Here is a 25,057-nt window from a genome sequence, read left to right on the forward strand (position 1 = left end):
ATTCGGCCTGGAAGCAGCTCTGCAGGGTGCTTTCCGATCACCTATTAGGGATGATCGTCAGAGAACAGTTCCGCGAGCTGAATTCACTCCGGGTCCGGATCTTCCCAGCGAAGGGATTCCTGAACAAGCGTGCGGCGCCTGCCAACCTTGCCGGCGACCTGGTTGATGAAGTGGTCAAATCGCCTCTGTCCGAGCGCGTGGGCCATCTGCCGGTCGGCCTCCGGAATCGGGTCTGTCCGGGTTAGCCAATAGAGCACGAATTGTGAGACAAGCTCGACGCTGAGATCAACCGCCCAGGACAAGCGTCCCATCCGCCGTTCGAAACGGTCCATGCGCTGCATGAGCCGGTCCTCCAACGGGCGGCTGCGATCAGGATCGAAATAGCAGCGCAGCGCGTCTTCGAGGATGTCTGTCTTGGTCGTGCGGCGCTCAAGGGCAGCCGCTTCGACCTGGGCGAGGAGGGTGGCATCGAGGCGGAGATTGACGCGGGGTTTCATCGGGCGGCGCCGGGCACGAAAACCGCGCTCTGAATGAGAGGGTTGAGCTTGGGCATGGCGAGGACTCCAGAAATGTCTCCTAGAGTGCCGCCACTGATCCAGACCGCGTAGTTGGAGCATCTGCAAAGTGGCGCAACCGCGCACAAGCGGCGGCAGCACAATGCAAAGATTGGTGTACGGACGTTTGCGCACGAGCTGAAGCTCCGGCGAAATCCATGCACCAATAAGCTGTCCAAAAGGCGCCAGAAAATCGTTGTGCAGACAGGGCGCTACCCGAAGGGTGGTGCCACTGCTTTAAACTTGCCCTACCGGTTGACTGTACCTCGCCGGCCATTCTCACGCCGCTTTAGTCGTAACCGTCCGAGAACTGCACATCGATATTGAGTCGGGAGCGTAAACTTTCTTGTTCATATTCTTCTAATGCGGATGGGGAGCTGAGAGGGGCAACCCTTTTTCACGGTTCCTTGCGGCATAAGACCCGCTGCGAGTTCCGTTGCGGAGTTGGCAATGTACGCGATCAACTCTGCGAGGGAGGTGGATAGGCGCTCGCCGATTTGCGTAGGTCAGCTTTTCAATTCTATGCAGCAGGAGCACGTCGCGCCAAACATAAATCATATTATGGAGGAGCGTTTCGACCGTGGTCAGGATGGTCTCGTTTGTGAATTCGCGACGCGGTGGCCGGTGCGGCCGGAGGCAGGGAGGGCAATTCATGCCAGTGGGGGAGCGCCCGCTTCAAGCAAAGCCTGAAAATCCTTCAGCGTGCCTTGGAGCAGCGCATGAGCTTCGGGGTTCTCATCGACCGGAACAGCTTTTGCGGCGACCGCTAGTTTCAGGCAGATACCCTGCAGCGTCGCAGCGGTCATATCCGCCAGCTGGGTCAGGAGATAATGTCTCGATTCAAACGATGACTCCAGGCGCGCCTCGACAGCGGACATCTCGGGCGCGAGGGGTACTTGATGGCGCTCGATTTCTGAAAGTCGGAACCAATTGAATTCGCGGACGGCCTGGCTTTCCAGCGTCTGCCAGCGGAATATCAACCCCTCGTGCTCCGTATCCAGACGGATCCAGTCTTGGCAGGCTGAAATGACCGGGTCAGGTGGCGCGGGATTGCCGGCGGGAAGGGCTAGCGCCGCCGAACCTGCCAGAACTTGCCGGCGTGATAGACCGCAGTGTACGCAGATGTCCGCCTTCGCGCCGCCTTTGGGACGTCGAGACATGGGTTGGCCTTTTATGGTACGCGTGAATCGTTTGATATCACGCACCTTACCATCGTGATCGAATTAAGTAAATATGAACGAAAAAAGAAAATGACTGAATTCACTTCTGCTCAGATCCGCGCCGCGCGGGCCCTGCTGGGATGGACCCAGCCAGAGCTCGCCGCTGCTGCAAAACTCTCCGTGCCGACCGTGCGCCGGATGGAAAGCGAACGCGGCCCCTCGGCAAGTACGCCTGCCAATGTCGATGCGGTCCGCCGAGCGCTGGAACGGGCAGGGGTCGTTTTTCTCGAAGCCGGACAAAACGTTCTGGGCGGCGTCGGTGTGCGGCTGAGCAAATAGCGCAAGGCGGCGCTGACATTGACACCAACGATAATGAGCATCGTCGGATGACGACTTGCTTGCGGACCGTGGTGACGACAACAGTTGGCAACTCACTGGGGCTCCCGGGTCGTGAACGCGTGCACATCAAAAGCATTTTCAGCACAGACCCCGGCGGGATCGGTCAGAACATACCAAACAGCAATTACGGTTGAGTCGGCGGCTGAATTCGCAGGCAAGTTCCGTTGGCTATTGGCAATAATTGATGTTGTCATTATGTTCCGCGAAGACGGGTGATGAGATTTATGACTGCAGACCAAGGCGCAGGGGCGCCAGAACGCAGCTTTCAGGACATTCCTGCTGACAGAGTCAGCGAGTCTGAACAGACTGCGTTTCTGATGGAGTTGAGCTGGCATAGAGGCTCAAACTGGGGAGAGCTGCTGAAATCTAAACGCGTTCTAATCATTTCCGAAGCAGGCGCGGGCAAGACGTTCGAGTGCCAGGAGCGCCAGAAAGCCTTGTGGAATAAGGGCGAGCCTGCATTTTTCATCGAACTTGCTGACTTGGCGCGAAAAACTTTGGCAGACACGCTTTCGCCAGAGGAAGAAGTCCGCTTCAAGGCTTGGCGCGGGGCGCAGTCGGATATCGCAACCTTTTTTCTGGATTCCATCGACGAACTCAAGCTGACGCGCGGATCATTTAGAAGCGCGCTTACGAGCCTAGCCAAGGCCGTGGCTGGCAACCTTTCTAGAGTGCGGGTGGTCATCACATCGCGCCCAACCCCCATTGATGAAAAATTATTTCGCCAGCTCCTCCCGGTGCCTGACGAGCCTCAGGAAGCACCAAGCGGCGAGGCGTTTGCGGATATTGCGACCTCCCGCGAATACCAACGCGCATCCAGTGCGCAGGTCGCGAAGGACTGGCGAAACGTCGCGCTCTTGCCCCTTTCAAGCGACCATATCCGGCATATCGCGAGAATACGGGGCGTCGATGATCCTGACGCGCTGCTCACCGACATACAGCGGCGAAATGCGGAGGAGTTTGTTCGCCGTCCGCAGGACCTCATCGAGCTTTGCGCAGACTGGCGATCACACCACCGGATAAGGTCTCATCGCGACCAAGTCCTCGCGGACATCGCCGTGAAGCTAAAGCCGCGTGATGAAGGCCGCGAGTACGCTTCCTTGTCTCCGGGGAAGGCATTGGACGGCGCTCGTCGTTTGGCGCTGGCCGCCACGCTTAGCCGTAAACTGACCCTGCGCCACAGCCCTGAAGCAGACAGGGATGGGGAGTCGGCTCAAACGCCACTTGATCCCGCTATCATCCTGCATGATTGGACTGGTGAGGAACGCAAGACACTGCTCGAGCGTCCGCTCTTCGGATTCGTGTCCTATGGACGTGTCCGTTTTCATCACCGTTCCGTCATCGAACGTCTGGCCGCGGAACAACTGATTGCGCTGCGTGATCGCGGCATGCCGATCCGTGCAATCAAGCGACTCCTGTTCACGACCACAGCGCAGGGCATTCCGGTCGTGAAGCCAACTTATCGCCCGGTCGCAGCGTGGATGGCTCTAGAGGACGAAGCGATCTTCGCGGAGGTGCTGTATCGTGAACCCGACGTGCTACTCAATCACGGGGATCCGGAATCCCTGACACCGTTACAGCGGCAAACTGCTCTGCGCGCGTTCGTTCAGCGACATCGTGCGGGTGGTTGGCGCGGATTGCGGGTGCCCGCCATCCAGCTGCACCGGATCGCCGCCACTGAATTGGCACCTGAGGTCGCGACTTTGTGGGAGAGCGGGATCGAGAACTCCGAGATCCGTGAAGTTTTGCTGGACCTCATCGGTCTCGGGGGGATGAGCGACTGCGCTGATATCGCCTACCGTGTAGCTGTATGTTCGGACGCGCTGTTCGGCGAACGCATCGATGCCTTGGGCACGCTCGTTAAACTTAACGATCCGCGCCTCGTCGAGATCGGCGAAGCAGTCGCGCAGAATGCAGATGACTGGCCCAGTTCGCTCGCGTGCTCCGCGGTCCTGCGGCTTTTTCCCGCCCACCTATCCGTCGATTCCCTTTGCAAAACCTTGTCCCGTATCACGGAGGGCAAAAGATCGGTCGGGGGAATGTCATGGCAGCTCCCGCGCATTATTGATCAACATGCATTCGACGCCGCGACACTGGAAGCCCTGCGCCAAGGTCTTACAGCGCAAGTGCTTGAGGGGCTGAAATGGAATGAGAAGGGGTGGCCACGTCTCAAATGTCGCCGACCTCATGTGCTGCCCGTGTTGGCCGCGACCTGTATTCAACTGCTTCAATCCGGAGTTTTCGCGCCCGACGTGATGAAGTCTGCCGCGATCACCGTCATCTTGACGGATAGCGATCATGTTCACGCCGATTCTCCAAAACAGCTGGCGTCCATGCTTGCCGGCCTGCCGGCGGAGGCACGACGGCGGTTGTTCGAAGCAGCGGACATGCTGTTTGAAGCCCAAAAGCCGGCTAAGGATCCTATTGAACGCCTTGCCCGGGTAGCCTTTCACACCGATGCTCTGCGTCTGAGGAATTCCGACATCGACTGGGTGATTGCATCCCTGGCCGACCCGGTGCGATTTGCAGATGAGCGCGCAATGTACTTCGAAGCGGCGCTACGTATCCGCGACGACAGTGTGGAATGGATAGACCACTTGGCGTCACTCAGACCGCATGTGGAGGATCTTCCCGACTTGATTTCCCGCCTTGACCAGCTGGCTGAGCCACAAAAGCCTGACCCTGAAGAGGAGCGATTGAGGCGTGAGAGCGTAAAGCGTGAAAAGAAGGAGGAGCGCCGCAAAGCGAAAGCACGTGCCAGCTGGATCACTTTTTGGCGGGAGGTCAGCAACGACCCGGACGCGCTATTTGACGCCGGCCGTTCTGACAACACCGCATGGAACCTCTGGCGGGCGATGGAACGCTCAGGCGAAGAAAGCCGGGCTTCAGGTTGGAACAGGCGCTTCATAGAGCATCAGTTCGGAAAAGACGTGGCCGACCGCCTGCGCACTGCAATGATGGCGTTCTGGCGGAAGCAACGCCCTACGCTGCGAAGCGAGCGTCCCGAAGGTGAAAAGGGTACCTACCTAGTCCGCTGGCAGTTCGGGCTCGCTGGTGTCGCGGCTGAAGCGGAAGATCCCAAATGGGCCGAGAAGCTCAATGAGGACGAAGCGGAACTGGCGCTGCGTTACGCGCCTATTCAACTGAACGGCTTCCCGGCGTGGCTTGAGGGCATTGCTTTGGCGCATCCGCCTACCGTAGATGCGGTGCTCGGTGAAGAACTGACAGCGGAGCTCGATGAGCTAGCAAGTGCCCACTCGGGCATGCTGCAGGATATTCAGTATGCAGCGCCAAGTGTGGCGGTTTTGTTTCTCCCGCGCTTACGCCGTTGGCTCGGCGAGGGCGGATGGCGAGGCGGCCCGAATACCGATGAGAGCCTTCGGGCGAACCGGCTTCGCCAAGTGTTGCAGATTTTCATCCAGCACGGCGGAGATGAGGACCTAGCTCTAATCCTAGCCATCGCGAAATCTGAGCTGTCTGACGGCGCAATAGATCATATGAGCGAGCTCTGGCTGCCCATCCTGATGCGTCTCAACCCGGCTGAAGGGGTGGATGCGCTTGAGAAAACCCTTCGGACGCATTCGCCAGCGAAATTCGGACCGCCGACCACCTGGTTTGCGTCTCTATTTGGTGATCGGCACAGCGGCGGCGACACCCATCTTTCGGGCACGGGGTTCGCTCCGGACTTGCTGCTCAAGCTTGCGCGCCTCGCCTATGAGTTCATCCGACCCCAGGACGATATGGTCCGCGACGAGGGGAGCTACTCGCCCAATGCTCGCGACCATGCCGAGCAGGGTCGAAGCAATATCTTGGCCGCTCTTCTCGCCGCTAAGGGGCCGGATGGGTGGGCGGCGAAGCTGGAAATGTTCGAGGACCCGCTCTTCGCAAACTTCAGGGACCGTGCGAGGGCGCTGGCTCTCGAACAGGCCAGCGAAGAAGCGGACGCTGCAGTTTTCACCGACGATGAAATCGTGGCAATAGATACATCATATGATCTCCCAGCCAAAACCCGGGACGAAGCCTTTGTACTGATGAACGACCGCCTCGATGATATCGAGGACACGCTGCTGCGTGATGATTCACCGCGCGCTGCCTGGGCCCTCATACAGGACGAGACGATCATGCGGCAGCAGCTAGCTCGCGAGCTTAGACAGGCTTCCAGATCCGCATATACGGTCGATCAAGAAGCGGTGACTGCTGACGGAAAGGAAACCGATATTCGGCTTCGTTCCACAGGCTCGGAGCACGAGGCCGTTATCGAGCTGAAGATCGGTGAAAAGAAGCGCTCGGCGGCAGAACTCAAAGCCACCATCAGGAAGCAGCTTGTCGAAAAGTACATGGCTGCAGAAAACATCCGGGCAGGCTGCCTGTTGATTACAGTGAACTCGCCTCGCACATGGAAGCATCCTGACACAAACAAGGATGTAAACCTGGAGGCGCTGATCGAGATGCTGAACGAAGAGGCTAGGCGGATTGAGCAGGATATGGGGGGCAGCCTTCGACTGATCGTGAGGGGGCTCGACCTCCAAGCGCGACTTCCGACCGAACGTGCAAAGGCTCGCTGATTACAGGGGACAAGCGTAGGCGCCGGCTTCGGCACTTCAGACGACCCCCGAGATTTGCCTGCTGACCCAGCCCCCTGTTGCGAGCCACTTATTTGGAGATTCGCGGCTCTCCGAGGGCCCCTCGACCCAAGCAAGGACTGGATTGAAGTACCTCGGGCAGGTCAGGCCGGCGTGGAGGTGCTTTTATTCATATCGGATGCAATTTGCGCGAATCGGGGAGACTTTGCCCCAAATCGGTGTAAGAAAGTCTCAATCGGTTCTCGCGTAAGTATAGAGACGTGAATTCAGGAAGGAATACGATGGCGCGCAGCGACCACCTTATCGATTTGGTAAAGGCGGGTGTCCAAGGCGACGTCGATTCTGCGCGCAAAACAGCCGAAGCAATTGCCGCCGAAGAGCGCGGCAAAAAGCATTCCGGTGTAGCGGATCGCATTGCCCGAGTGCTTGAATTTGCAGACCAGCACCGGCCCACCGGAGATAGTGGGCAAGCTCGTCCTCGACTTCGAGACGGTTCCGGGGGGATCCTTCGACAAGAAGCCCGGCGCTCATTTTCAGACCTTTATCTTGATGCTCCCGTGCTCAACGCTTGCCAAGAGCTAGTGGAAGAGCAGCGTCGCGCAGATCTTTTAAGGGCTCACGGGCTGGAACCCCGTCATCGGGTGCTACTCGTGGGTCCTCCGGGCAATGGCAAAACGTCGCTTGCGGAAGGGCTGGCCTACGAAATGGCTCTGCCTCTTTTTACTGTGCGGTACGAGGCGGTAGTGACGAGCTACCTCGGCGAAACAGCGCAGAGGCTGAAGCGTCTTTTTGACTATGTGAGAACCGAGCCCTGCGTTTTGTTCTTCGATGAATTTGATGCCATCGGAAAAGAACGCGGCGACATACACGAAACCGGTGAAATTAAGCGCTTGGTGACCACGCTTCTTCTCCAGTTAGATGACTTGCCTTCATACTGCGTCGTCGTCGGCGCTACAAATCATCCAGAACTTCTGGACCGCGCAACTTGGCGGAGGTTCGAACTGCGGCTAGAAATTGCTAAACCTGGTAGAAATCTATTGATTCGGTACTTTTCCGATCAACTTGACAAATTCGACCAGAATTCCGGATTCACAGCGACCAGACTTTACGAGGCGATTAAACCCACAAGCTTTTCCGAAGCTGAAAATTTCTTCCTGGATACTCGGCGGCGTTACGTGCTCGATCAAGGAAAGCGAAAGCTCCGGACTGTGTTTGACGAGAGAGTTAGAGCTTGGGGCTCGCGCATGACGAATCTGGGGGAAGAACAACAAAATGGTAGAGCGTCCGATTCTGAAACTGCCTGAGCCGCGTCAGGATCAGCGTAAAAAAAGCAACAAGCAGTTCATACCTAAGCGACTCGCTCGAACTCCCACGAGGGCCCGCCAGGGCGAGCGCCTTTCTCCACGCCTTGCGCCTCTAGTCAAAGCGTTTGAGGGAGATCAACCGAGTGTTACGTTGAAAGAAGACCCCGCCGGCATAGCGCCCGAGCGAGCACTCGTATTTGAGACCGCTACGTCTATCCAGAACTTTGCAAAAGTAGCGGTTTCCGCTGGCTTTGATGTTTTCGCAGAATTTGAGAGTGACAGTGCGCTGGATCTTCGTGAAGGAGATTTCGCTCCGCCTAAGGGCGAGGAACAATTATTCCCAACGCTCTATGCGACTATGCCTAGCGAAGGTGCACTTCGCCAGCTCTTGGCTCTTTGGCGCCGATACAAGGCAGGTAAGAAGCCGACCCGCCAAGAAGCGTTAATGCCATGGTGGAATATGTTCGACCAACTGGTTGATTTGCGTCTCTGGGGGCCAGAGGATCGGTTCACGGAGAGAGCAAGACAAATCCTTGAAAGCCGGCTTCCGGACAATGATGATGACGATGTCTTGCTTGAGCTTGAGATATGGCCTTCTGCAAACGACGCTCAACGAGCGCAGTGGCGCCAGGAGGCGAAAGCCGCTGTCGACGAACTTGAAGGTCGGATTATAGACGAAAGTCAGATTCGATTGGATGGCTTCGTCTACGATGCAGTGCTGGTTGCGCTCAGAGCGGGAGACGTCCGAGAGCTGATCAAAAACCCGCGCTTGAAGGGCGGCCTCGCCAGCGTTCATGGGATTCAGTTTATCCTCCCTCAGACCATCGCACAGTCCTCACAAATGGATGATGATCCTGCAGCCGGGGCGGCGAGAATTGCGAACGCTTTCGATCCAAATGCGCCTATGCGCGCAATCCTGCTTGATAGCGTTCCAGTGGCAGCTCACCCACAGCTCGATGGCGGTGTGGTCATCGAGGATTTGTTCTCTATCGAGCCAATTTCCGTAGTTGCGAAGCGATATCATGGTACCGCAATGGCTTCACTTATTCTACGCGGTGACATCGAGAGCGACGGAACTCGGTTGCAGGATAGCCGACTTCTCTGCATCCCGGTGCTGGTAGACGGTGCCGACGGGCGGGCACGTTCGCAGCCGGACAAACTGTTCGTAGATATTCTGCATGCCGCACTTGCCCGGTGTTTTCTCAACGAGGAGCCACTAGCGCCAGACGCATTCTTAGTGAACCTCTCGATTGGTGTTAGTGACCAACGTTTTGCAGGACGAATTAGCGCGATAGCTCGCCTACTGGATTGGTGGTCATGGAAATACGGCGTTCTGTTTGCGGTCTCGGCAGGAAATATACCTGAGGAACTAGATCTACCTGGCATAACGGCAACCGCGTTTGAGGATTGTGATCAACTCACACGCCAATCGCTAATTCGCCGCGCAATCGACGCTCAAGCTTACGAGCGTAGTTTGTTGTCTCCCGCTGAGGCGTTGAACGCACTGACTGTCGGCGCTTACTCCATAGATGCCACTCCTAAAACTAATCCTCACGATGCGACTCTAATTCGTTTCGAAAACGCTGGAGAACACTTGCCCCACGTCTCTACTGCGATTGGCTTAGGTCCGAAAAAGGCTCTTAAACCTGATCTTCTAGCACCGGGCGGCGTACAAGAAATGAGGATCAAACCCAACGGGGTTGATACGCGCCTTGGCATATCAGACACGCACCGAACCGGTTTGGTCGTCGCTGCGCCTAATGCTGCACTTGGAACTTCGACCACTCGTTGCCGTGGAACAAGTCCTGCTACTGCTTTGACAACGCGGGCTCTGCTGCAAGCTGCACAGATGCTTACGGAACAGGATGGCCCTTTCGAAGGGCAAGAACTTCCACGACGCGATCTCGCGTTGGCTACGCGCGCCTTGGCGGTGAATGCTGCGATGTGGCCAACGTCATTCCAGCCGTTTGAGGCAGAGGCGAAGAGTCGCTTCGGCACCGATAAGTCGCACACTGGTGTGAAGGATCAGATAGCGCGTCACTTCGGGCATGGAGTTCTCGAGCCCATTCGAATGATTGATGGTCCCCAACACGGCGCTACGCTTATTGGCCTTGGCACTACACGCAAGGATCGTGCTCAACTTTTTAGACTTGCGCTACCGCCGTCACTCTCTGGCCAAAAACTGCCACGGCATTTGAGGATCACCCTGGCATGGTTTTCACCAGTGTCTCCGACACGTGCTCTCTATCGCTGCGCGGCATTGGAGGCGGTTTGCCTCGCAGAAACAACAAACGCAGAAGTAAAAGATTGGAAGCTCGCCCTTAAGGGAATTGGGCCTGATGCAAACATGATTGGAAGGGGGACGGTTTGGTCTCGAAGGCTCACTCCGAACAGGGTTTCAACGCCGACTTACGATGAGACTGACTTTCTGCCAATTCGTGTTCAGTGCCGCGAGATTGGTTCGGGGGGGCTGTCACCTGACGAAGATATTCGTTTCGCAATTGCGGTCAGTTTTGAAGTCGAGGGAAACGTCCGCTTTGACGTTTACAATGAGATCCGCGACAAAATCCGTGTGCGGACGCGGGTCGTGTAGCCAGAGCTGGTTGTTAGTGCATCTGTCAGCGAGTGTTCATGAAGATCGGTGCACAATGAACTTTGGGTTTGAGATTTGGTTGGCTGATACAGTAGACCGGTTGCAATCAATTGCACGAAAGGTTCGCATCGGTATCCGAAACTGCGATGCGCTCATAACTAAGTTCGTTCAGCCGTAATCTGCCCCAAGATTGTCGGACCAATTTTTGCGGGTCGCGGCTTTGTTGCGACAGGCTAAGTCATGCAATGAGCCTCATGGCCCGCTGATTTGCTGCACAAATTGCTGCACATATCGCTACGCTTTAATTCTTAAAACCTTATAAAATCATGGACATAAGAGTGCCCTTGTTCTTAGGCAGCGCCCTCCCTCTCCGCCACGCAATTCCTCATGTGACGACGCTTCGGTTTTCCCCCCGCAAATGCCCGCGAACCGGGGCGATTTGGGACGTTCCAGCGTCTCCGTTTGCGTGATCCCCAGCCAAGTTTGCGTGATCCCCAGCCAATTCCCGGCATTTACATAGCGGCGTCGCCGAACTGACCCAGCCCCCCGATCCGGGCCGTTCATTTGGAGACAGGCGCATCTCTAAGGGCAGCTCGATTGAAACAATCATGGGTCTGAAAAACCTGCGGCAGGTCATTTCTGCAAAAACAGCCCCCTTGCACTTGGGTAGTCGGCCTTTCCGTTCGGGCCGCGGGGTACCTGATCAACCACCTTGATTGCTTTCGGGACCTTGTATCCGGCAAGCTTTTGCCGGGCGAAGGCCGCTAGTTCCTCATGGTCAGTATCAGCTTTCCGCGAAACAATAGCGACGACCCGCTGTCCGAGCCGTGGATCTGTTTCCCCGAAGACCAAGGCATCAATGATGCCCGGAAACTGCTTCAGGACTTCCTCGACTTCTTCCGGGTAGACTTTCTCCCCCGCAGTGTTGATGCAGTGATTGCCGCGGCCAAGCAGCGTGATCGTTCCATCCGCCTCGAGGCGCGCGTGGTCGCCGCTGATCATGCGCCGGATGCCGTCGATGATGCGGTAGGTCGATGCCGTGCGTTCCGGATCCTTGTAATAGCCGAGGGGCAGGGCACCGGCCTTGGCGATGACGCCGATTTTTCCGGAACCCGCTTCGACCGGTTCGAATGTTTCAGGATCAACAACGATCACGTCGACAGGCGAGAACCGCGCCGCCTCCGGAACGATGTCCTTCGTGGTGACTGAAAAGGCGATGCTGGAGGCCTCGCTTGCGCCAAGGCCATCTGAGAGCACCGCTCGCGGCATGTGCTTCAGAAGTCCCTGCTTTGCTTCATGGCTCCACATCATTCCGCTCGAGACGATGGCTTCAACGCACGTGAGTTCAAATGCGCCGGGTGCCGCGTCTAGCGCGTCGACGATCGGGCGGGCAAACGCATCTCCGACGATGACGACACCGGAGCATCGGTGCGCTTCAATCGCGCGGAGCGCCGCGGTTGCGTCGAAGCTTTTTGCGGCGCTGCAGACTACGGCTCCGCCGCGTGACAGGACGCTGACCGCAGAGAACAGTCCTGTGCCGTGCATCACCGGCGGCGCTATAAAGTATGCTGGCTGCGTCTTGCTGCCTCGCAGGAGCACCGCGAGCGCCTCGAGTGTCATCGCTGACGGATCGTTCAGCCCCGCGCGGCGCGCCGACGCGAGCGCTTCCCACATGGATTGCGACGGCCACATTACGCCCTTCGGCATTCCGGTGGTTCCGCCCGTGTAGAGCAGGAAGATGTCCTCACCGCTGCGGCTCGCTGGCAACAGCTGCGGACCTTCCGCATAAAGTTTCTCGATTGCTTCTGCTTCTGGCGCCGAGCCGCGAGCAGATATCTTCAGCTTCAAAGTTGAGGAGTTCGCCTTCTCGAGGGTGCCGGAAAACTCGGCGTCAAAGATCACCGCTTCGGCATCGGCGTTGCTCAGAAGGTAGCTCAGCTCTCCAGGGCCGTACCGGTAATTGATGTTGACCGAAACCAGGCGCGCTTTGAAACAGGCCGCGAAGGCGATGAGGTAGTCAGCTCCGTTGCGCATATAGAGCGCCACTTTTGAGCTTGGGGCGAGTCCGCGCCGCAAGAGGGCACCTGCAAGAGCGTCAGATCTTGCGTGAAAGGTTTGCCAGTCGGTCCGCTCGCCGTCGCAGATGACAGCGGGCGAGGCAGGATCAACGGTTGCTGCAACAAGGTCGAAGACATCCGCGTAGCTTATCGAAGCCGGCTTGATCAGATCAGACATCATTGCGCTCCAAGTAGTGGAATGCCGCAGCATGGCGCCCTTCAAACCGGGCTCCAGGATCATGAGCGGCGCTTTGTGGAAGACATTCGTCAATGAGAGGCAAGTAGAGGCAGCTTGCCGGCTCGCCTCCGGTCAGAAGCGTCAGCGTCGGAGCGGGGGCTTCCGGAAGGACGAACAGGTTGTCCGCATCCGTGCCGGCGAGGGTCAGTCTCACCCGGCTTCCCGGCTGCAGCCGCCAGGCGACGGGATAGAATTCAAGAGCGACCTCCATCACCTCGCCCGGGGTGACGTCCTTCAGATCGCGCGCCGACTGGCTATGGAACGCACGCCCGTCATGCGGGCGCGGACTATCCGAGATCTGGCGGTGGAAGAAGTTCAGCCAGCCCTCGGTGATGTAATGCGCCCGGCCATCCGTGAGGATTTCCTCCAGCGTCGCGATGAGCGCGCCAGACCGGCCCGTCGTCTTCAGGTAAGCAAAAAGCTCTGGACGGCCGTTGAGGCGCGCGCCGTCCCTGAAGGGCTCTGTGAGGAATGCGAGGCATCGCAGCGAACGGCGGTTCAGGTCCGGCGGCGAAATGCGCTTGTCGCTGCGAAAGAAGAAACGGGACCGGCTATGGTCACCTAGTGTGACTCCATAGTCGACTGCGTAAGTCAGCTCAGTATTCCTTGCTGTTCCCGGCTGGGCAAGGTTGCCTTCGCTATCAAGGTCGAGGCGCCTCTTGCAGCTCTCGGGCAACGGATACGTCTCAGCGCTGAACCAGCGTTCAAGGCCAAACGTATCGACCTCAGCAAAGCAGAAAGGCGCCTCCGACAGAATCCCGTTGTCGATGCCCTTCAGCCAGTAATCGAACCAGCGGTGTTGTTCGATATAGGAGACTTGCGGACCCAGATGATTCCACGGACCCATCAGGAGCCGTTTCGGAACCGTCAGTGCCCTGTAGAAATCCAGGATGTGCCCGTTGAAACTGATGTCCCACCAGCCGCTGACGAGCAGGATCGCCGTACCCGACGCATTGAGGCGTGCGGTTTCATCGAGACTGTCACCCAGCGGCCCGAGTTCGGGCAGCGGTGGGGCAGGGGCGTCCTGGCGCACGGCCTGAAGCATCGGTTCACGGACCATCTTCATCAGCGACATCGGGTCCGCCGTATCTGTCGGCAGCGACCGAGGGCGACGCTGCAGGACAGCTTCTTCCATCAGGCGCGGACCCTCATTCCCATCGACGGGCAGGGCAGGGGCCTGTCCCTGCTGGTTGGCAACCATGCCCGCCCAGTCGACCGAGTAGAAACCATGCAGGTAGAGCCCGCCGTCGCAGACGGCGGAGAAACCCTGCGATGTGGCCATCGGGGCGATCGCGGTCAGGTGACGCGGATGATAGGCCGCCGTCGTCAGCTGGATCGTTCCTTCCCAGGAAATGCCGATCATGCCGACCCTGTCCGTCGACCAGTCCTGTGCGGCGATCCAGTCGATGATGAAGGCAATGTCGGCGCTGTTGCGCCACATCAAATTCGAGCCCTTCCCGAACGAGGCTCCTGTGCCGCGAAGATCAATGCAGACGAGGTTGTATCCATGGTCAACCAGCCGTTTGGCGAGCAGGCTTTTCTCATAGCCGGTGACGAGATCGCCGACTTTCAGCTTCTTCCAGGCGGGCTGGTCACCGCTGAGCGCCAGATCGGTTTCGCCAAAGAAGTAAGCCCGCCTGTATCCCGTCGCCTGAACGATCGTGGGAAGCGGGCCCTCAAGGACTTCGCCATCGAGGCATGGCCGCAGGATGTCGATGGCAATCCGGCAGCCGTCATCGACCGCAACGTACATCGATCTGCGTTCATAGCTGTTCGCCACCTCTGAGGTGTAACCCTCATAACCCCCCGGACCCGTTTTCCGGGCGTTCATTGGCCGGCTTTCCTTGCACGCGCCTTCTGCCGCGCCCGCGATACAAAGGCGTCAATGTCGGCGCCGCCGACCTCTGTGACCGACGGCCACTGGAACGACTCTGGGGGCGGCGCGGCCGACCTGGAAGCAAGTCCCGCGGCGATGCGCCAGGGGTCAGAATTCCAGCGCGGAAATCTCGCCTCGACCCCTCTGATCGTGCGCTCGGTCCAGTAAGGATTGCCGGGTCTTGGTACACCGTAGACGGACAATTGTTCGGGGCCAGCCATTTCCATGATGTCGCGCCAGATCGGCAGCACAGGATGGAAATCCCCGCGGCGCGGACCGATCCAGGGCATGTCGCTGCGCCGGTATCCGGCACCCACCACGTGCCGGTAGGCGCCTGGCTCTGTCAGGTCCGTGCCGCGGTGAAAGGTTTCGCCCGAATAGAGCAGCACCGTGCCGCGCGGGCCTACCGCGCGGCGTTCGCCTCTCGCAAGCTCCGTTTGCCCTTCGCTGCCGGGCTGGCCGGCCTCGATACCGAAGCGCCGCGCCTCTGAGTTACGGACATAGGCGAGCGCGCCGTTACCGAGGTCCACATCCGTGAGGTAGATGAACATCAGCACGGCGCCGTGTTCCGGCCGGTCCGGCGGCACAAGCAGCTGATGGGTCGGGTAGTCTCTGTGGAAGGGTTGGCTGTAATTGGTCTGGCCGGCATCCTTGCGCCATGCATAGGACGTGTAGAGGAAGACGTCGTCCGTCCCGAGCAGCGACTGTACGGCCCGGATCAGCCGCGGATGCGCGGCCAGCAGGTTGAGGTCCGGAGCTCCCAGCGTCGGCAGCGGACGGATCGCTTCGAGCTGGTCGACATGGAACTTCGCCGTCTCGGCCGTATTGCCGGCCTCGGCCGTCGCTTTTCGCGCCGCCGGCGGCAGCATCTCGTAGATCGTCTGAAAGTCTTCGTGCGGCTTTTCGAGTTCTTCGGCGCTGTAGAAACCGGGCAGGATCAGGACGCCCTCTTCCCTCCAGGTCTGTATGTCGGCTTCGCTCAGCGGTGATGCGTGCGTTTGCATGGCGTCTTCCCCGATCCGGCGCATTCGGCACGATGCGCTCTTTGATCGAAGAAACTATACAAATGTTCAGTCTTCAAGGCCTGTCTTGAAATTATCGCTCAGGCGGCGGCGCGAACGTGCCTGAGGCAAGCACGCGCACAGTGCGGGACCAGGTGTCGAAGCGTGCGCGGTGCGCACTCAGATCGCCGCCAATGGACAGGTCGAGCCCGATCCCCCGCACCAGATGAACCGATGTCTGGAGCGCGCTCCTGACGAGATCGGCTGAGCCCACCGGCACATCTTCAAGCGCGCTGTCGATGAACGTATCCAGAAGCCTTGAAAGCTCGTCGGCCCCCCGCCGTATTGCTTCGCCGAGTTCAGGCTCGGTCCGCGCGGCGGTGAGCACTTCAAGGCCCACGACGAAGAAGTCACCCTCAAGCGTCGACCAGAGCCAGCCCAGGAAGACATCTATTTTCTGGCCGGGTTCGGCCGTCTGCATCGCCGCGTCGAGCGAGGCCAGGCTGCGCAGGCCGAGATCCACGATCAGCGCGCCGAAAAGATCCGTGCGCTGCCGGAAATGATGCAGCAGCGTGCCTTTCGAAAAGCCACCGGTCTCGCACACGGCCCAGGTCGATGCCCCGGCATAGCCGCGGCCCATCAGCGTATCATGCGCCGCCTTCAAGATGCGCTCGCGCGTGGCGCGGGTTCGATCGGCCTGGGTGCGGCGGGCTGGAGGTTTTTCAGTGTCGGGCATGGCGCGAGTCTAAGCCCGTTCGCCAGAACCGGGAATGGCCGCGGTCGGGATCGATCGACGCATCTGTTCAAGGGCTTCATCATAGCGGATCTGCGGCGTCCAGCCGAGTTCGCGGCCGATCCGCGCGTTCGGGATCCGGTTATCAAATCCCACGAGATTGACCCCCTCCATGAAAGGCAGGGCCGCATTTTCCGGGCCTTTCAGTTCGGCCGGGTTTTCATTCGCTTTCACGAGATCGAGGACGTCCTGCAGCGGAAATAGCGGCGGGCGCGGCCGGCCGGCAAGGGTGGCCATGTCGGTCATGAAGCGGGCCCAGGTCACGTCTTCGCCGTCGCAGACATTGTAGGTGCGTCCAATGGCGGCCGGGTGCGTGGCCGCAAGGAAAATTGCATCCGCCAGATTGTCGACATGCGTCAGTCCGGCATTGTTCGTATCCGCTTCGCCAATCAGCGCGCCGCCGGACGCCCGGATTGCCTCGATCAGCCGGTCGCCCCAGGCCCCGCCGCCGCCGAGCCCGTAGACGTTTGCCGGACGTATGAGCGTCAGGGGCAGTGACAGTCTTGAGGCCACCTCCAGCGCGGCAGCTTCCTGGCCCTGCTTGGCTCGGCCATAGGCCCCCGCCCAGGGACCGTGGCCGGCCTCCTCATCGCAGACGCGTGTCTGGATGTGCGTGCCGTAGACCGCGATCGAAGTCGCAACGACGAGCCGCGCGCGGACGCTACCAGCCGCCTCGCAGACATGGCGTGTGCCATCAACAAAGATGCGCCACTGGAGGTCATAGTCGCCGCCATGACCGACGAGCCCCGCCAGATGGATCACGAGATCGCGGTCCTCACAGGCCGCGGCGAGGCTCGCTGGCTCTAGGAGATTTCCCGAACGCGCGGCGACCCGGCCTTCCCAGTCAGCAGGCAGCGCTTCTCCGGGCAGGGCAAAGGAGGCGACATCGTCTCCTTCGCTCAGGAAGCGGCTGACGACCCGCCGGCCAATAAACCCCGTTCCGCCGGTAACCAGGACGCGCCGCTGCTGCATTTTGACCTCCGTAATCGTCCGCATATTGACACTGAACAAACGTACAGTCCATATGGACGGTAAGTGAAGTTAAACGCCGCTTGTCAACGCGAGGAGCAGGTCATGAGCATTGCTGAAGACATTCCGATCCGCCGGATGAACTTCGAGTTTCCCGATGACATGGATCTCGTCTTCATCGAGGACGATCCGGCCCTGTCCTACCTCTTCGTCGGGTCATGGATGATGCTGCCCTACCTTGAGCCCTTCCTGATCCGGACGGTCCAGGCGGCCATGCCTCAGATCAAGGACCAGGACCTCAAGGAAGAGGCGCTGCGCTTCTGCGCGCAGGAAGGCCAGCACTTCCGTCAGCACCAGAAAATGAACGATGTGGTAAAGCGGGTGCACCCGGCAGGACCGCGCCTTGCGGAACTCGAAAAGGAAGTCGAAGCCTTGTTCGACGACTGGAGCCGCAATAAGCCGCTCAAGTTCTGCCTCGCATATGGCGAAGGCTTCGAATCCATGACGTGCGCCGCCGCGCGGACACAGATCGAAACAGGCATGTTCGATTACATGAAGGAACCCATCCGTGGGCTGATGTACTGGCACATCATGGAAGAGGTCGAGCACCGCAGCGTTGCGCACGATGTCTATCATGCCTGCGGCGGCGACTACTTCCACCGGATGAAGCTCGCGATGTTCTTCCAGCGGCACTATCTGGGGCTCTGCAGCCGCTTCCAGGCAGCCATGATTGAGGCTGATCCGGAAACCATCGCCCGCTACCAGACGCCCGAACTCGAGGCCAAGCGTGCGGCCCGGATGAAGGCCTATAACAAGGTCTTCCTGCCAAAACTGCTGGCAACCTACATGCCCTGGTACAACCCATCGCGGGTGCCGCTGCCGGGGGGCTACGAGACGGCGAGGACGACTTACTCGAACCTCGCCCTCAGCATTCGCTGAACTTCAGAAAACTTCAAAGACAGACCCCGGGAGGACAAGATGGCAGACGGACAGGCTAAGCTCAGCATGGAAGAAAAATTCGCCCAGTATGCGGCGAAAGTCGCCGCGCGCGGCACGTTCCCGGTCTGGGAAGCACCGACACAGCTCGTACGCGACGAGGACCTTCCCTGGGCGGTCGCCCCGGACGGCACCGCCATCAAGCTGCTGCATGTGGATCTCAACCAGGGTCTCTGGATTTCGATGACACGGCTTCCGGCCGGCGCAAAAGTCATCAAGCATTTCCATACCGGTTTTGTTTATGCAGTCACCCTGCAGGGAAGCTGGTACTATCTCGAAAGCCCGGAAGAAGTCTCCGGGCCCGGCTCCTACCTTTTCGAGCCCGCCGGCTCGACCCATACGCTTGTGACGCCGCCGGATCAGGCTGGAGAGACCATCGTCTGGTTTGCGATCTACGGCGCAAACATCAATCTCGATGACGAGGGCAAGCCGGTTTCTGTCGTTGATGCCCGCGCCGCACTCGAAATGTACCGAGTGTATTGCGACGCCATCGGCGCAGATTGCTCCAAGCTGATTGTTCACGGTGAATGATGATGACGGGTATGCGGGCAAGCGTCCTTTACGGCCAGACGTTCCGGACTGAAAACCGTCCCGTGCCTGAACCGGGACCCGGCGAGGTGCTGATCAAGGTCCGCTCCTGCGGCATCTGCGGATCTGACCTGCATGTGTTCAAGCACCAGAAGCACACGATCGAAACGGCACGCTCGCTCGGCGCGGATGTGACCGAACTCGAGCGCGCCTACAATCAGGGCGTCGTCCTCGGGCACGAGTTCGTCGGCGAGGTCTGCGCCTTCGGGCCAGGGACGGAGCGAGCCCTCGCCGTTGGCGACCGCGTTGTCTCGATGCCTTTTGTTCTGAAGCAGGGCGCGCCTGTCCTCATCGGATCCAATCCGGAAACGACAGGCGCCTATGCCGAGTACATGACCCTGACAGAAGCCATGCTCCTGAAGGTACCAGCGACCGTCCCGACAGAAGCTGCCGCCTTCGTCGAGCCGCTCGGGATCGCAGTGCACTCGGTCAACAAGGCCGCCCTGCCTGACGGCGCAGCGGCTGTAATTGTCGGCGCCGGGCCGATCGGTCTCGCGATCACCGCCGTCCTCAGGGCGCGGGGCGTGCGGACCATCATCGCGTCAGATCTTTCCCCGAAGCGCCGGGAGCTCGCAGCCCGGATGGGCGCAAGCGATGTCGTCAACGGCGCCGAGCAGAGCCCGATCGCGCTCGCCGCGGAAAAAGCGCCCGGCGCTCCGCTGGTCATCTTCGAGAATACCGGAGCGCCCGGCATGCTGGGACGGCTTGTGCTCGAAGCCCCGCAGAATGCGAGGATCGTGGTGACCGGCATTGCGTCCGGCAATGAGAGTTTCCTGCCGATGGTGGCCATCGCCAAGGAGCTCTCCATGGTGTTTGTCATCTACTACTCGCCGGAAGAATTTGCCGATGCGCTTCGCCTGATCGAGCAGGGGTTGTTTGACTGGCAGGCGCTTCACACCGGCACCGTCGGCCTTGACGGGATTGCCGGCGCCTTCTCTGAGCTCGCAGATCCGGAGAAGCATGCCAAGATCCTGATCGATCCGTGGTCGGACGGGAGCCTGAATTGACCCTGCCGACGATCGACGGCGCGGCCGTCCGGACCCTCACAGCCAATGGGCTGTCCTTTACGGCGCATGAGATGGGGGAAGGCCCGCTCGTTCTCTGCCTGCATGGCTTCCCGGATACGCCGCAGACTTTCCGGCTGATGTTGCCGGCGCTCGCCAAGGCTGGCTTCCGGGCTGTCGCGGTCACGCTGCGCGGTTATGAGCCCTCCTCGCAGCCGGCAGACAATGATTACAGCGTCGCGAGCCTCGCAGAGGATGTACGCGGATGGATGGACGCGCTTGGCGCCGACCAGGCCCACCTCGTCGGCCATGACTGGGGCGTCAACCTCGTCTACGGCGCCGCCGCGCTTTGCCCCGAGCGAATCGGCCGGGTCGTCATGCTGTCGGTCCCGCAACCCGCCGCCTTCGCCGGGGTCATGGCCGCAGACTATGAGCAGACGCGCAGGTCCTGGTATGTCTACTGGTTCCAGGTCCGCGGCGCAGCCGAACTCCTGCTGCCAGCCAATGCGTATGCATTCCTCAAGCGCCTCTGGCGCGACTGGTCTCCGAACTGGAACGATACAGAGTCCCTCACCAACGCAGAGGCGGCGCTCGCCGGTCCCGGCGTGCTGGCCGCCGCGCTCGAATACTACCGAACGGCCTTTGACTTCGCGCATCCGCGTGCTGCCGAAAGCCAGCGCCTCCTCTCGTCGCCGATCGCGGCGCCGACGCTCGGGCTCTGCGGCGCCGACGATGGCTGTATCAGCGCGGCGATCTTCGAGGCCGCCATGCCGCCCGCTTTCTTTGCCGGCGGCGTGCGCACCCAGACGGTTTCCAGCGCAGGTCACTTCGTTCATCTCGAACAGCCAGGCTCCGTGCACGAAGCGATTCTGGCGCATCTGCGGCAAGGTGGATAAGACTTTAGATGGCGGGTGGCTTCCTGCGGCTGAGGCTCATCACCTGGTCCAGTTTAGCCGGCTCGAGAGCTATTCTAGACTCTGAGGCAAAGTTGAATGCTGACGGAAGCAGGGCTCAGGTGGGCCTGTAGCTTGCCCGTCAGAACGTTCGGAGGGAGGTTTCCGATGCCGTTGAAGATTGCAGTTCTTCTCTATGACAACTTCACTATGCTGGATGCAGTCGGTCCGCTCGAAGTCTTGTCCCTGCTACCGGACGCGGACGTCTTCGTTGTCGCAGAAACGGCTGGTGTTGTTTATCCTGACAATCAGGTTCTGCCTTTCATAGCCAGCTACAGCTACCAGGACGTCACTGAAGCAGATCTGGTCATTGTTCCCGGCGGTCCGGGGTCGATTGCAATGGAAAGCCATCAGCCTACGCTCGATTGGCTGCGCAACGTCCACGCAAGATCGAAGTGGACCTGTTCGGTCTGCACCGGCTCTCTCATTCTGGGGGCAGCAGGATTGTTGAAAGGCCTTCGCGCAACAAGCCATTGGGCCGTTCGTGAGCGGCTCACGGAATTCGGCGCAACGCCTGAGGCTTCCCGCTGGATCGAGCAAGATCGTGTCGTTACAGCCGCGGGCGTTTCAGCAGGCATCGACATGGCGCTCCACCTGGTCAGCCTCATCGCAGATGCGTCAGTCGCCAAAGCGATACAGCTCGGGATTGAATATGACCCCCAGCCACCGTTTGATTCGGGCGCAATCGAAAAGGCCACGCCGGATGTTGTCGCCGCCGTCGCCAACGGGTCCATTGCCATGAACCGCGAGGGGCGGGCGCGCCCCAGGCTTCCGCGGCTTGGATGATTCAGTCGATTTCCAGCGCCGTCGCCTGACAGAACATTTCGGCCACCGCGTTGGCTGTGCGTGGGTCGAGGCTTGCCGGCACTCCGCCCCGCGTTTCGAGCGCCTTGACGCCGAGAACTGTTGAAGCGCGAAGACCAGCGCCAGATGTTTTAAATCTATCAGGCTCTGGTCCGGTAAATGCGTTCAGGTCCAAACCTGCTCGCGTTTTTTGCTTGTTCCGAGAATTGATCAGCGCAAGCATAATCGCCGCTCAGTCGAGGCCCTGCGACGCTGAACCTGACAGGAGAGGTGAGCTTGAAAATTCCCGGACCCAGCAGGCGTCAGGCCCTGTCACTTCTGTTAGCGTCAGGTTTGTCAGCCTGTATGAGCCGCGGCGCACAGCCGACTGAAGTCCCGATGTCCGAAAAGCTTCTCCAACTCGCATCGTTTGGCATCCGGCGAACCGGCTCTCCAGGTGAAGAGCGCACCCGCGACTGGATTGCCACGGCCCTCGAGTCTGCCGGCTACAGGCTCGGCTTGACAGCATTTTCGGCAGACACACTCGTAGATCCGGCGGTGGCAATCGAACTGAGCAGCAAAACGTACGAGGGGTTCCTGCAATGGATGCCGCCGATCTCCCTGCCGGCACCTTTAGAAGGGAGTGTGCGTTTGTCCCTGCCGGACAACGCCCGTCCTGGGGACTGCGTTGTACGTGCCATGCAAGGCCCGTTTTCTGCCTATTGGACAGATGCGCTAGAAGCTGAAGTTGTGGCAGCGGCACGGCAAGGCGCAGCCGCTTACCTCATGTGCACCGAGACACCGTCCGGTTCGATCTTTGCCTATAACCGGTCCGTCACGTCTTCTGACCTTGCGATCCCCGTGATCTTGTATGCGCGGCGCGATCACGACCTGATCCTGGCAGCAGCTCATCAGAAGCATGAGGCTCGGCTGTCGCTTTCAGCGACACGTACCTCCGTGTCCGGAGTAAGTCTGATCGGGGCGAGACTTGGAAAGGGGGCGGGACTCGTCATCTCGACGCCGATGACGGGATGGTTCGGATCGGTGGCCGAGCGCGCGCCCGGGATCCTCCTCGCGAGGCAACTCGCCGAAGCCTATGCGAAGGCCTCGTTCCCGGTCTGGATTGTCGCCAGCAGCGGTCACGAGATCGGCCACCTCGGCATGCAGCAGGTGCTCGGGGCGCTCGCACCCTCGCCTGAAGAGGTCCGTCTCTGGATTCATCTGGGCGCGAGCCTCGGCGCAACCGCGCAGGATGAAGACTATCCACTGAAATCGGTGCATTTCCGCATGGCAACGCCGGGCATTGAGGACCTTGTCGACGAGGCGTTTGGTCCGATGGCGCTCTCGCCACTAGATCCGGCACAGATGCGTAACGGCGAGACAGGAGACGTCCTGTCCGCGGGCTACAAGGACGTCCTCGGGTTAACCGGCGTTGCGGCGACATTTCACACGCCTGTCGATGACGGAGCCGCAGTCAACACGGGCCGTCTGGAACAGTATGAAAGAGCCCTGCGCGGCGTGATCGATCGCAGGTTCGCACAAACCTGATTTTTGACGGCATCAATCCGCGGGTTGGAAGGCAGCCCTGAGGCTGCGCTTGTCCGTCTTGCCGTTCGGCAGGCGCGGGAAGGCCGCAAGGATCTGCCAGGATTTTGGGATCTTGTAGCCGGCAATGCGGTCGTTGAGAAACGCCTTTAGGTCGTCTCCGGTCAGGCTTGAGCCCGGACGCAGGACGAGAAAGGCATGACCGACTTCCTGGAATTTGTCGTGCGGGACTTCTATTACGGAAGCTTCCATCACGTCGGGATGCTCGCAGATCGCAAGCTCGACTTCGACCGGATAGACGTTGTAGCCGCCCGACTTGAACATCTCCTTCAGGCGTCCGGCAAAGACGATGTTGCCATCCGGGCGCTGAATACCCAGGTCCCCGGTCTTCAACCAGCCGTCTGCCGTTAAGGCCTCCCGGCTGGAGTCCGGCTTGTTCCAGTATCCCGACATGACCGAGATCCCGCGAACCTGGATCTCGCCTGTCTCGCCCGGCTGGAGAGCTGCCCCGTCCGGAGCCGCAATGCGGATCTCGTTTCCGCGGATGGGCTTGCCGATGGTCTCCGACATGATGTCGAGACCGGCGTCTTCCTCCGTATACGTCATCATGCCCGTTGTCTCGGTCTGTCCGTAGACGCTCGACAGGCGCGCGCCGGTCCTGCGAACGTGTTCCAGCTGCGCAACGGTCGAAGCCGCGCCTCCGAATACGATCAGCTTGTAGAAAGATGCGGCTGCAAAGTCCGCCCCGGCGGCAATCATCATCGCCCAGGCAGTCGGACCACCAACAAGGTAGGTCGGGCGCTCTGAAAAGTTGACCTGTCCGAGCTTGGTGAGGTCGACGCGCGGGAAAAAGATGATCCGGCCGCCCGCGGCGAACACGGTAAAGCAGACATTGTTCAGGCCGCCGACATGATTGATCGGGGCGGCGCAGACAGTTGCTTTCAGGCCTTCCGCCGGCATCCAGGCGAGGTTCGACAGCGCGGTCTGTACGACGGCGCGGTGCGAGAGCATGGCGCCTTTCGGCTGGCCGGTTGTCCCTGACGTATAGACGATAACGGCAATATCTTCAGGCTCGACCGATGCGCGCGCTGCCTGAAGGTCGGCGGCAGAAACCGTACGGCCGGGATAGAGCCTCGGATCGACGGCAGATAGCGGTTCTTTCGTGAGCGGCACAAAAACAATATCCGGCTTTGCGAGGGCCTGAAGCTCTTCAAAGTAGTTGCGGGTGTCAAAATCTGTTTGCGCAAAGATCAGGGCAGGGGCCGCGTCCTCGAGAAGATAAGCATACTCGTTGCGCTTATAGGCCGGGTTCAGGCCCTGCCAGATCGCCCCGATCGACGTAGCGGCCAGGAACGTGATCCAGAAGTCGAGGCTTGGCGGGGCGAGTGTGGCCACCCGGTCGCCTTTCTTCACACCGGACGCGAGCAGAAAGGACGCTGCGGCGTCTACCCGGGCCAGCAGCTCCGCATTCGTCAGGCGAAGATCGCCCTGCATGGCCGCCTGATCCGTGGGGGCGGCTGCCGAGCGGCCCGCCAGCACCTGATGAATTACGCTTGGGCCCGTCACAGGTTCGCCCTCCCTCAATGTGTGACCGAAAGGCCTCATGCCTTCCCGAAAGTAAACTCAGCCCTTGTCGAAGACTGAACATTTGTATAGTTCTT

Annotated in this window: 19 protein-coding genes; 10 read left to right on the forward strand and 9 right to left on the reverse strand. The window is 59.7% G+C overall.

From position 1 onward, the window contains the following. Window positions 1-83: 83 nt before the first annotated feature. Together Q0C17_RS03820 and Q0C17_RS03825 are read right to left on the reverse strand one after the other, a co-directional pair. Window positions 84-497: a hypothetical protein gene (locus tag Q0C17_RS03820; protein WP_291201561.1), complete on the reverse strand. Its 414-nt coding sequence runs from the start codon at window positions 495-497 to the stop codon at window positions 84-86. Between the two features lie 707 nt (window positions 498-1,204). Beyond that, complete coding sequence (locus Q0C17_RS03825) at window positions 1,205-1,759, reverse strand: hypothetical protein (protein ID WP_291201564.1); 555 nt, start codon at window positions 1,757-1,759, stop codon at window positions 1,205-1,207. 45 nt (window positions 1,760-1,804) lie between these two features. Between Q0C17_RS03825 and Q0C17_RS03830 the strand changes: the two genes are divergently transcribed. From Q0C17_RS03830 to Q0C17_RS03845, 4 genes are all read left to right on the forward strand, one after another. Next, a complete protein-coding gene (locus Q0C17_RS03830) occupies window positions 1,805-2,053 on the forward strand; it encodes a helix-turn-helix transcriptional regulator (protein ID WP_291201567.1) in 249 nt (82 codons plus the stop codon). A 275-nt stretch (window positions 2,054-2,328) separates the two neighbouring features. Next, complete coding sequence (locus Q0C17_RS03835) at window positions 2,329-6,678, forward strand: hypothetical protein (RefSeq protein WP_291201570.1); 4,350 nt, start codon at window positions 2,329-2,331, stop codon at window positions 6,676-6,678. A gap of 299 nt (window positions 6,679-6,977) precedes the next feature. Beyond that, window positions 6,978-8,000 carry an ATP-binding protein gene (locus Q0C17_RS03840; RefSeq protein ID WP_291201572.1) on the forward strand — a complete coding sequence of 341 codons (1,023 nt, stop codon included), beginning with the start codon at window positions 6,978-6,980 and terminating at the stop codon, window positions 7,998-8,000. Further along, window positions 7,969-10,593 (forward strand): S8 family peptidase, encoded by a 2,625-nt coding sequence (locus Q0C17_RS03845; RefSeq protein WP_291201575.1) that lies wholly within the window; start codon window positions 7,969-7,971, stop codon window positions 10,591-10,593. The genes Q0C17_RS03840 and Q0C17_RS03845 overlap by 32 nt, the downstream gene beginning before the upstream one ends. A 633-nt stretch (window positions 10,594-11,226) precedes the next feature. On the opposite strand, the gene Q0C17_RS03850 is transcribed toward Q0C17_RS03845, so the two are convergent. The 5 genes from Q0C17_RS03850 to Q0C17_RS03870 form a co-directional block, all read right to left on the reverse strand. Beyond that, complete coding sequence (locus Q0C17_RS03850) at window positions 11,227-12,828, reverse strand: AMP-binding protein (RefSeq protein WP_291201578.1); 1,602 nt, start codon at window positions 12,826-12,828, stop codon at window positions 11,227-11,229. Next, a complete protein-coding gene (locus Q0C17_RS03855) occupies window positions 12,821-14,719 on the reverse strand; it encodes a CocE/NonD family hydrolase (protein WP_291201581.1) in 1,899 nt (632 codons plus the stop codon). Before Q0C17_RS03855 ends, Q0C17_RS03850 begins: the two co-directional genes overlap by 8 nt. Next, entirely contained in the window at window positions 14,716-15,768 is a 1,053-nt protein-coding gene (locus Q0C17_RS03860; RefSeq protein WP_291201584.1) for a phytanoyl-CoA dioxygenase family protein, read from the reverse strand. The genes Q0C17_RS03855 and Q0C17_RS03860 overlap by 4 nt, the downstream gene beginning before the upstream one ends. Before the next feature lie 91 nt (window positions 15,769-15,859). Beyond that, window positions 15,860-16,501: a TetR/AcrR family transcriptional regulator gene (locus Q0C17_RS03865; RefSeq protein WP_291201587.1), complete on the reverse strand. Its 642-nt coding sequence runs from the start codon at window positions 16,499-16,501 to the stop codon at window positions 15,860-15,862. A gap of 9 nt (window positions 16,502-16,510) precedes the next feature. After that, window positions 16,511-17,530 (reverse strand): NAD(P)-dependent oxidoreductase, encoded by a 1,020-nt coding sequence (locus tag Q0C17_RS03870; RefSeq protein ID WP_291201590.1) that lies wholly within the window; start codon window positions 17,528-17,530, stop codon window positions 16,511-16,513. Window positions 17,531-17,632: 102 nt separating this feature from the next. On the opposite strand from Q0C17_RS03870, the gene Q0C17_RS03875 reads away from it, so the two are divergent. The 5 genes from Q0C17_RS03875 (at window position 17,633) to Q0C17_RS03895 (ending at window position 21,854) form a co-directional block, all read left to right on the forward strand. Continuing rightward, window positions 17,633-18,466 (forward strand): metal-dependent hydrolase, encoded by an 834-nt coding sequence (locus tag Q0C17_RS03875; RefSeq protein WP_291201593.1) that lies wholly within the window; start codon window positions 17,633-17,635, stop codon window positions 18,464-18,466. Between the two features lie 39 nt (window positions 18,467-18,505). Then, window positions 18,506-19,054: a 2,4'-dihydroxyacetophenone dioxygenase family protein gene (locus Q0C17_RS03880; protein WP_291201596.1), complete on the forward strand. Its 549-nt coding sequence runs from the start codon at window positions 18,506-18,508 to the stop codon at window positions 19,052-19,054. 62 nt (window positions 19,055-19,116) lie between these two features. Next, window positions 19,117-20,118 carry a zinc-binding dehydrogenase gene (locus tag Q0C17_RS03885; RefSeq protein WP_291201599.1) on the forward strand — a complete coding sequence of 334 codons (1,002 nt, stop codon included), beginning with the start codon at window positions 19,117-19,119 and terminating at the stop codon, window positions 20,116-20,118. After that, complete coding sequence (locus tag Q0C17_RS03890) at window positions 20,115-21,011, forward strand: alpha/beta hydrolase (protein WP_291201602.1); 897 nt, start codon at window positions 20,115-20,117, stop codon at window positions 21,009-21,011. The genes Q0C17_RS03885 and Q0C17_RS03890 overlap by 4 nt, the downstream gene beginning before the upstream one ends. Before the next feature lie 171 nt (window positions 21,012-21,182). Continuing rightward, window positions 21,183-21,854, forward strand: a complete 672-nt coding sequence (locus tag Q0C17_RS03895) for a DJ-1/PfpI family protein (RefSeq protein WP_366914761.1) — start codon at window positions 21,183-21,185, stop codon at window positions 21,852-21,854. Window position 21,855: 1 nt separating this feature from the next. On the opposite strand, the gene Q0C17_RS03900 is transcribed toward Q0C17_RS03895, so the two are convergent. Then, complete coding sequence (locus Q0C17_RS03900; RefSeq protein WP_291201608.1) at window positions 21,856-22,095, reverse strand: hypothetical protein; 240 nt, start codon at window positions 22,093-22,095, stop codon at window positions 21,856-21,858. A 155-nt stretch (window positions 22,096-22,250) separates the two neighbouring features. Between Q0C17_RS03900 and Q0C17_RS03905 the strand changes: the two genes are divergently transcribed. After that, window positions 22,251-23,399, forward strand: a complete 1,149-nt coding sequence (locus Q0C17_RS03905) for a hypothetical protein (protein WP_291201611.1) — start codon at window positions 22,251-22,253, stop codon at window positions 23,397-23,399. A 12-nt stretch (window positions 23,400-23,411) separates the two neighbouring features. Here Q0C17_RS03905 and Q0C17_RS03910 read toward each other — a convergent pair whose 3' ends face one another. Next, window positions 23,412-25,001, reverse strand: a complete 1,590-nt coding sequence (locus Q0C17_RS03910; RefSeq protein WP_291201614.1) for a class I adenylate-forming enzyme family protein — start codon at window positions 24,999-25,001, stop codon at window positions 23,412-23,414. Between the last annotated feature and the right edge of the window lie 56 nt (window positions 25,002-25,057).

The organism is Hyphomonas sp. (assembly GCF_022844445.1).
GTDB lineage: Bacteria > Pseudomonadota > Alphaproteobacteria > Caulobacterales > Hyphomonadaceae > Hyphomonas.

Bases quoted from the DNA above. Each gene is read 5' to 3' on its own strand.
- Q0C17_RS03835 (WP_291201570.1), top strand. From the start codon at position 2,329: ATGAGATTTATGACTGCAGACCAAGGCGCAGGGGCGCCAGAACGCAGC.
- Q0C17_RS03845 (WP_291201575.1), top strand. From the start codon at position 7,969: ATGGTAGAGCGTCCGATTCTGAAACTGCCTGAGCCGCGTCAGGATCAG.
- Q0C17_RS03820 (WP_291201561.1), bottom strand. From the start codon at position 497: ATGAAACCCCGCGTCAATCTCCGCCTCGATGCCACCCTCCTCGCCCAG.
- Q0C17_RS03905 (WP_291201611.1), top strand. From the start codon at position 22,251: ATGTCCGAAAAGCTTCTCCAACTCGCATCGTTTGGCATCCGGCGAACC.
- Q0C17_RS03900 (WP_291201608.1), bottom strand. From the start codon at position 22,095: ATGCTTGCGCTGATCAATTCTCGGAACAAGCAAAAAACGCGAGCAGGT.
- Q0C17_RS03850 (WP_291201578.1), bottom strand. From the start codon at position 12,828: ATGTCTGATCTGATCAAGCCGGCTTCGATAAGCTACGCGGATGTCTTC.
- Q0C17_RS03880 (WP_291201596.1), top strand. From the start codon at position 18,506: ATGGCAGACGGACAGGCTAAGCTCAGCATGGAAGAAAAATTCGCCCAG.
- Q0C17_RS03830 (WP_291201567.1), top strand. From the start codon at position 1,805: ATGACTGAATTCACTTCTGCTCAGATCCGCGCCGCGCGGGCCCTGCTG.
- Q0C17_RS03875 (WP_291201593.1), top strand. From the start codon at position 17,633: ATGAGCATTGCTGAAGACATTCCGATCCGCCGGATGAACTTCGAGTTT.
- Q0C17_RS03865 (WP_291201587.1), bottom strand. From the start codon at position 16,501: ATGCCCGACACTGAAAAACCTCCAGCCCGCCGCACCCAGGCCGATCGA.
- Q0C17_RS03840 (WP_291201572.1), top strand. From the start codon at position 6,978: ATGGCGCGCAGCGACCACCTTATCGATTTGGTAAAGGCGGGTGTCCAA.
- Q0C17_RS03855 (WP_291201581.1), bottom strand. From the start codon at position 14,719: ATGAACGCCCGGAAAACGGGTCCGGGGGGTTATGAGGGTTACACCTCA.
- Q0C17_RS03870 (WP_291201590.1), bottom strand. From the start codon at position 17,530: ATGCAGCAGCGGCGCGTCCTGGTTACCGGCGGAACGGGGTTTATTGGC.
- Q0C17_RS03860 (WP_291201584.1), bottom strand. From the start codon at position 15,768: ATGCAAACGCACGCATCACCGCTGAGCGAAGCCGACATACAGACCTGG.
- Q0C17_RS03910 (WP_291201614.1), bottom strand. From the start codon at position 25,001: ATGAGGCCTTTCGGTCACACATTGAGGGAGGGCGAACCTGTGACGGGC.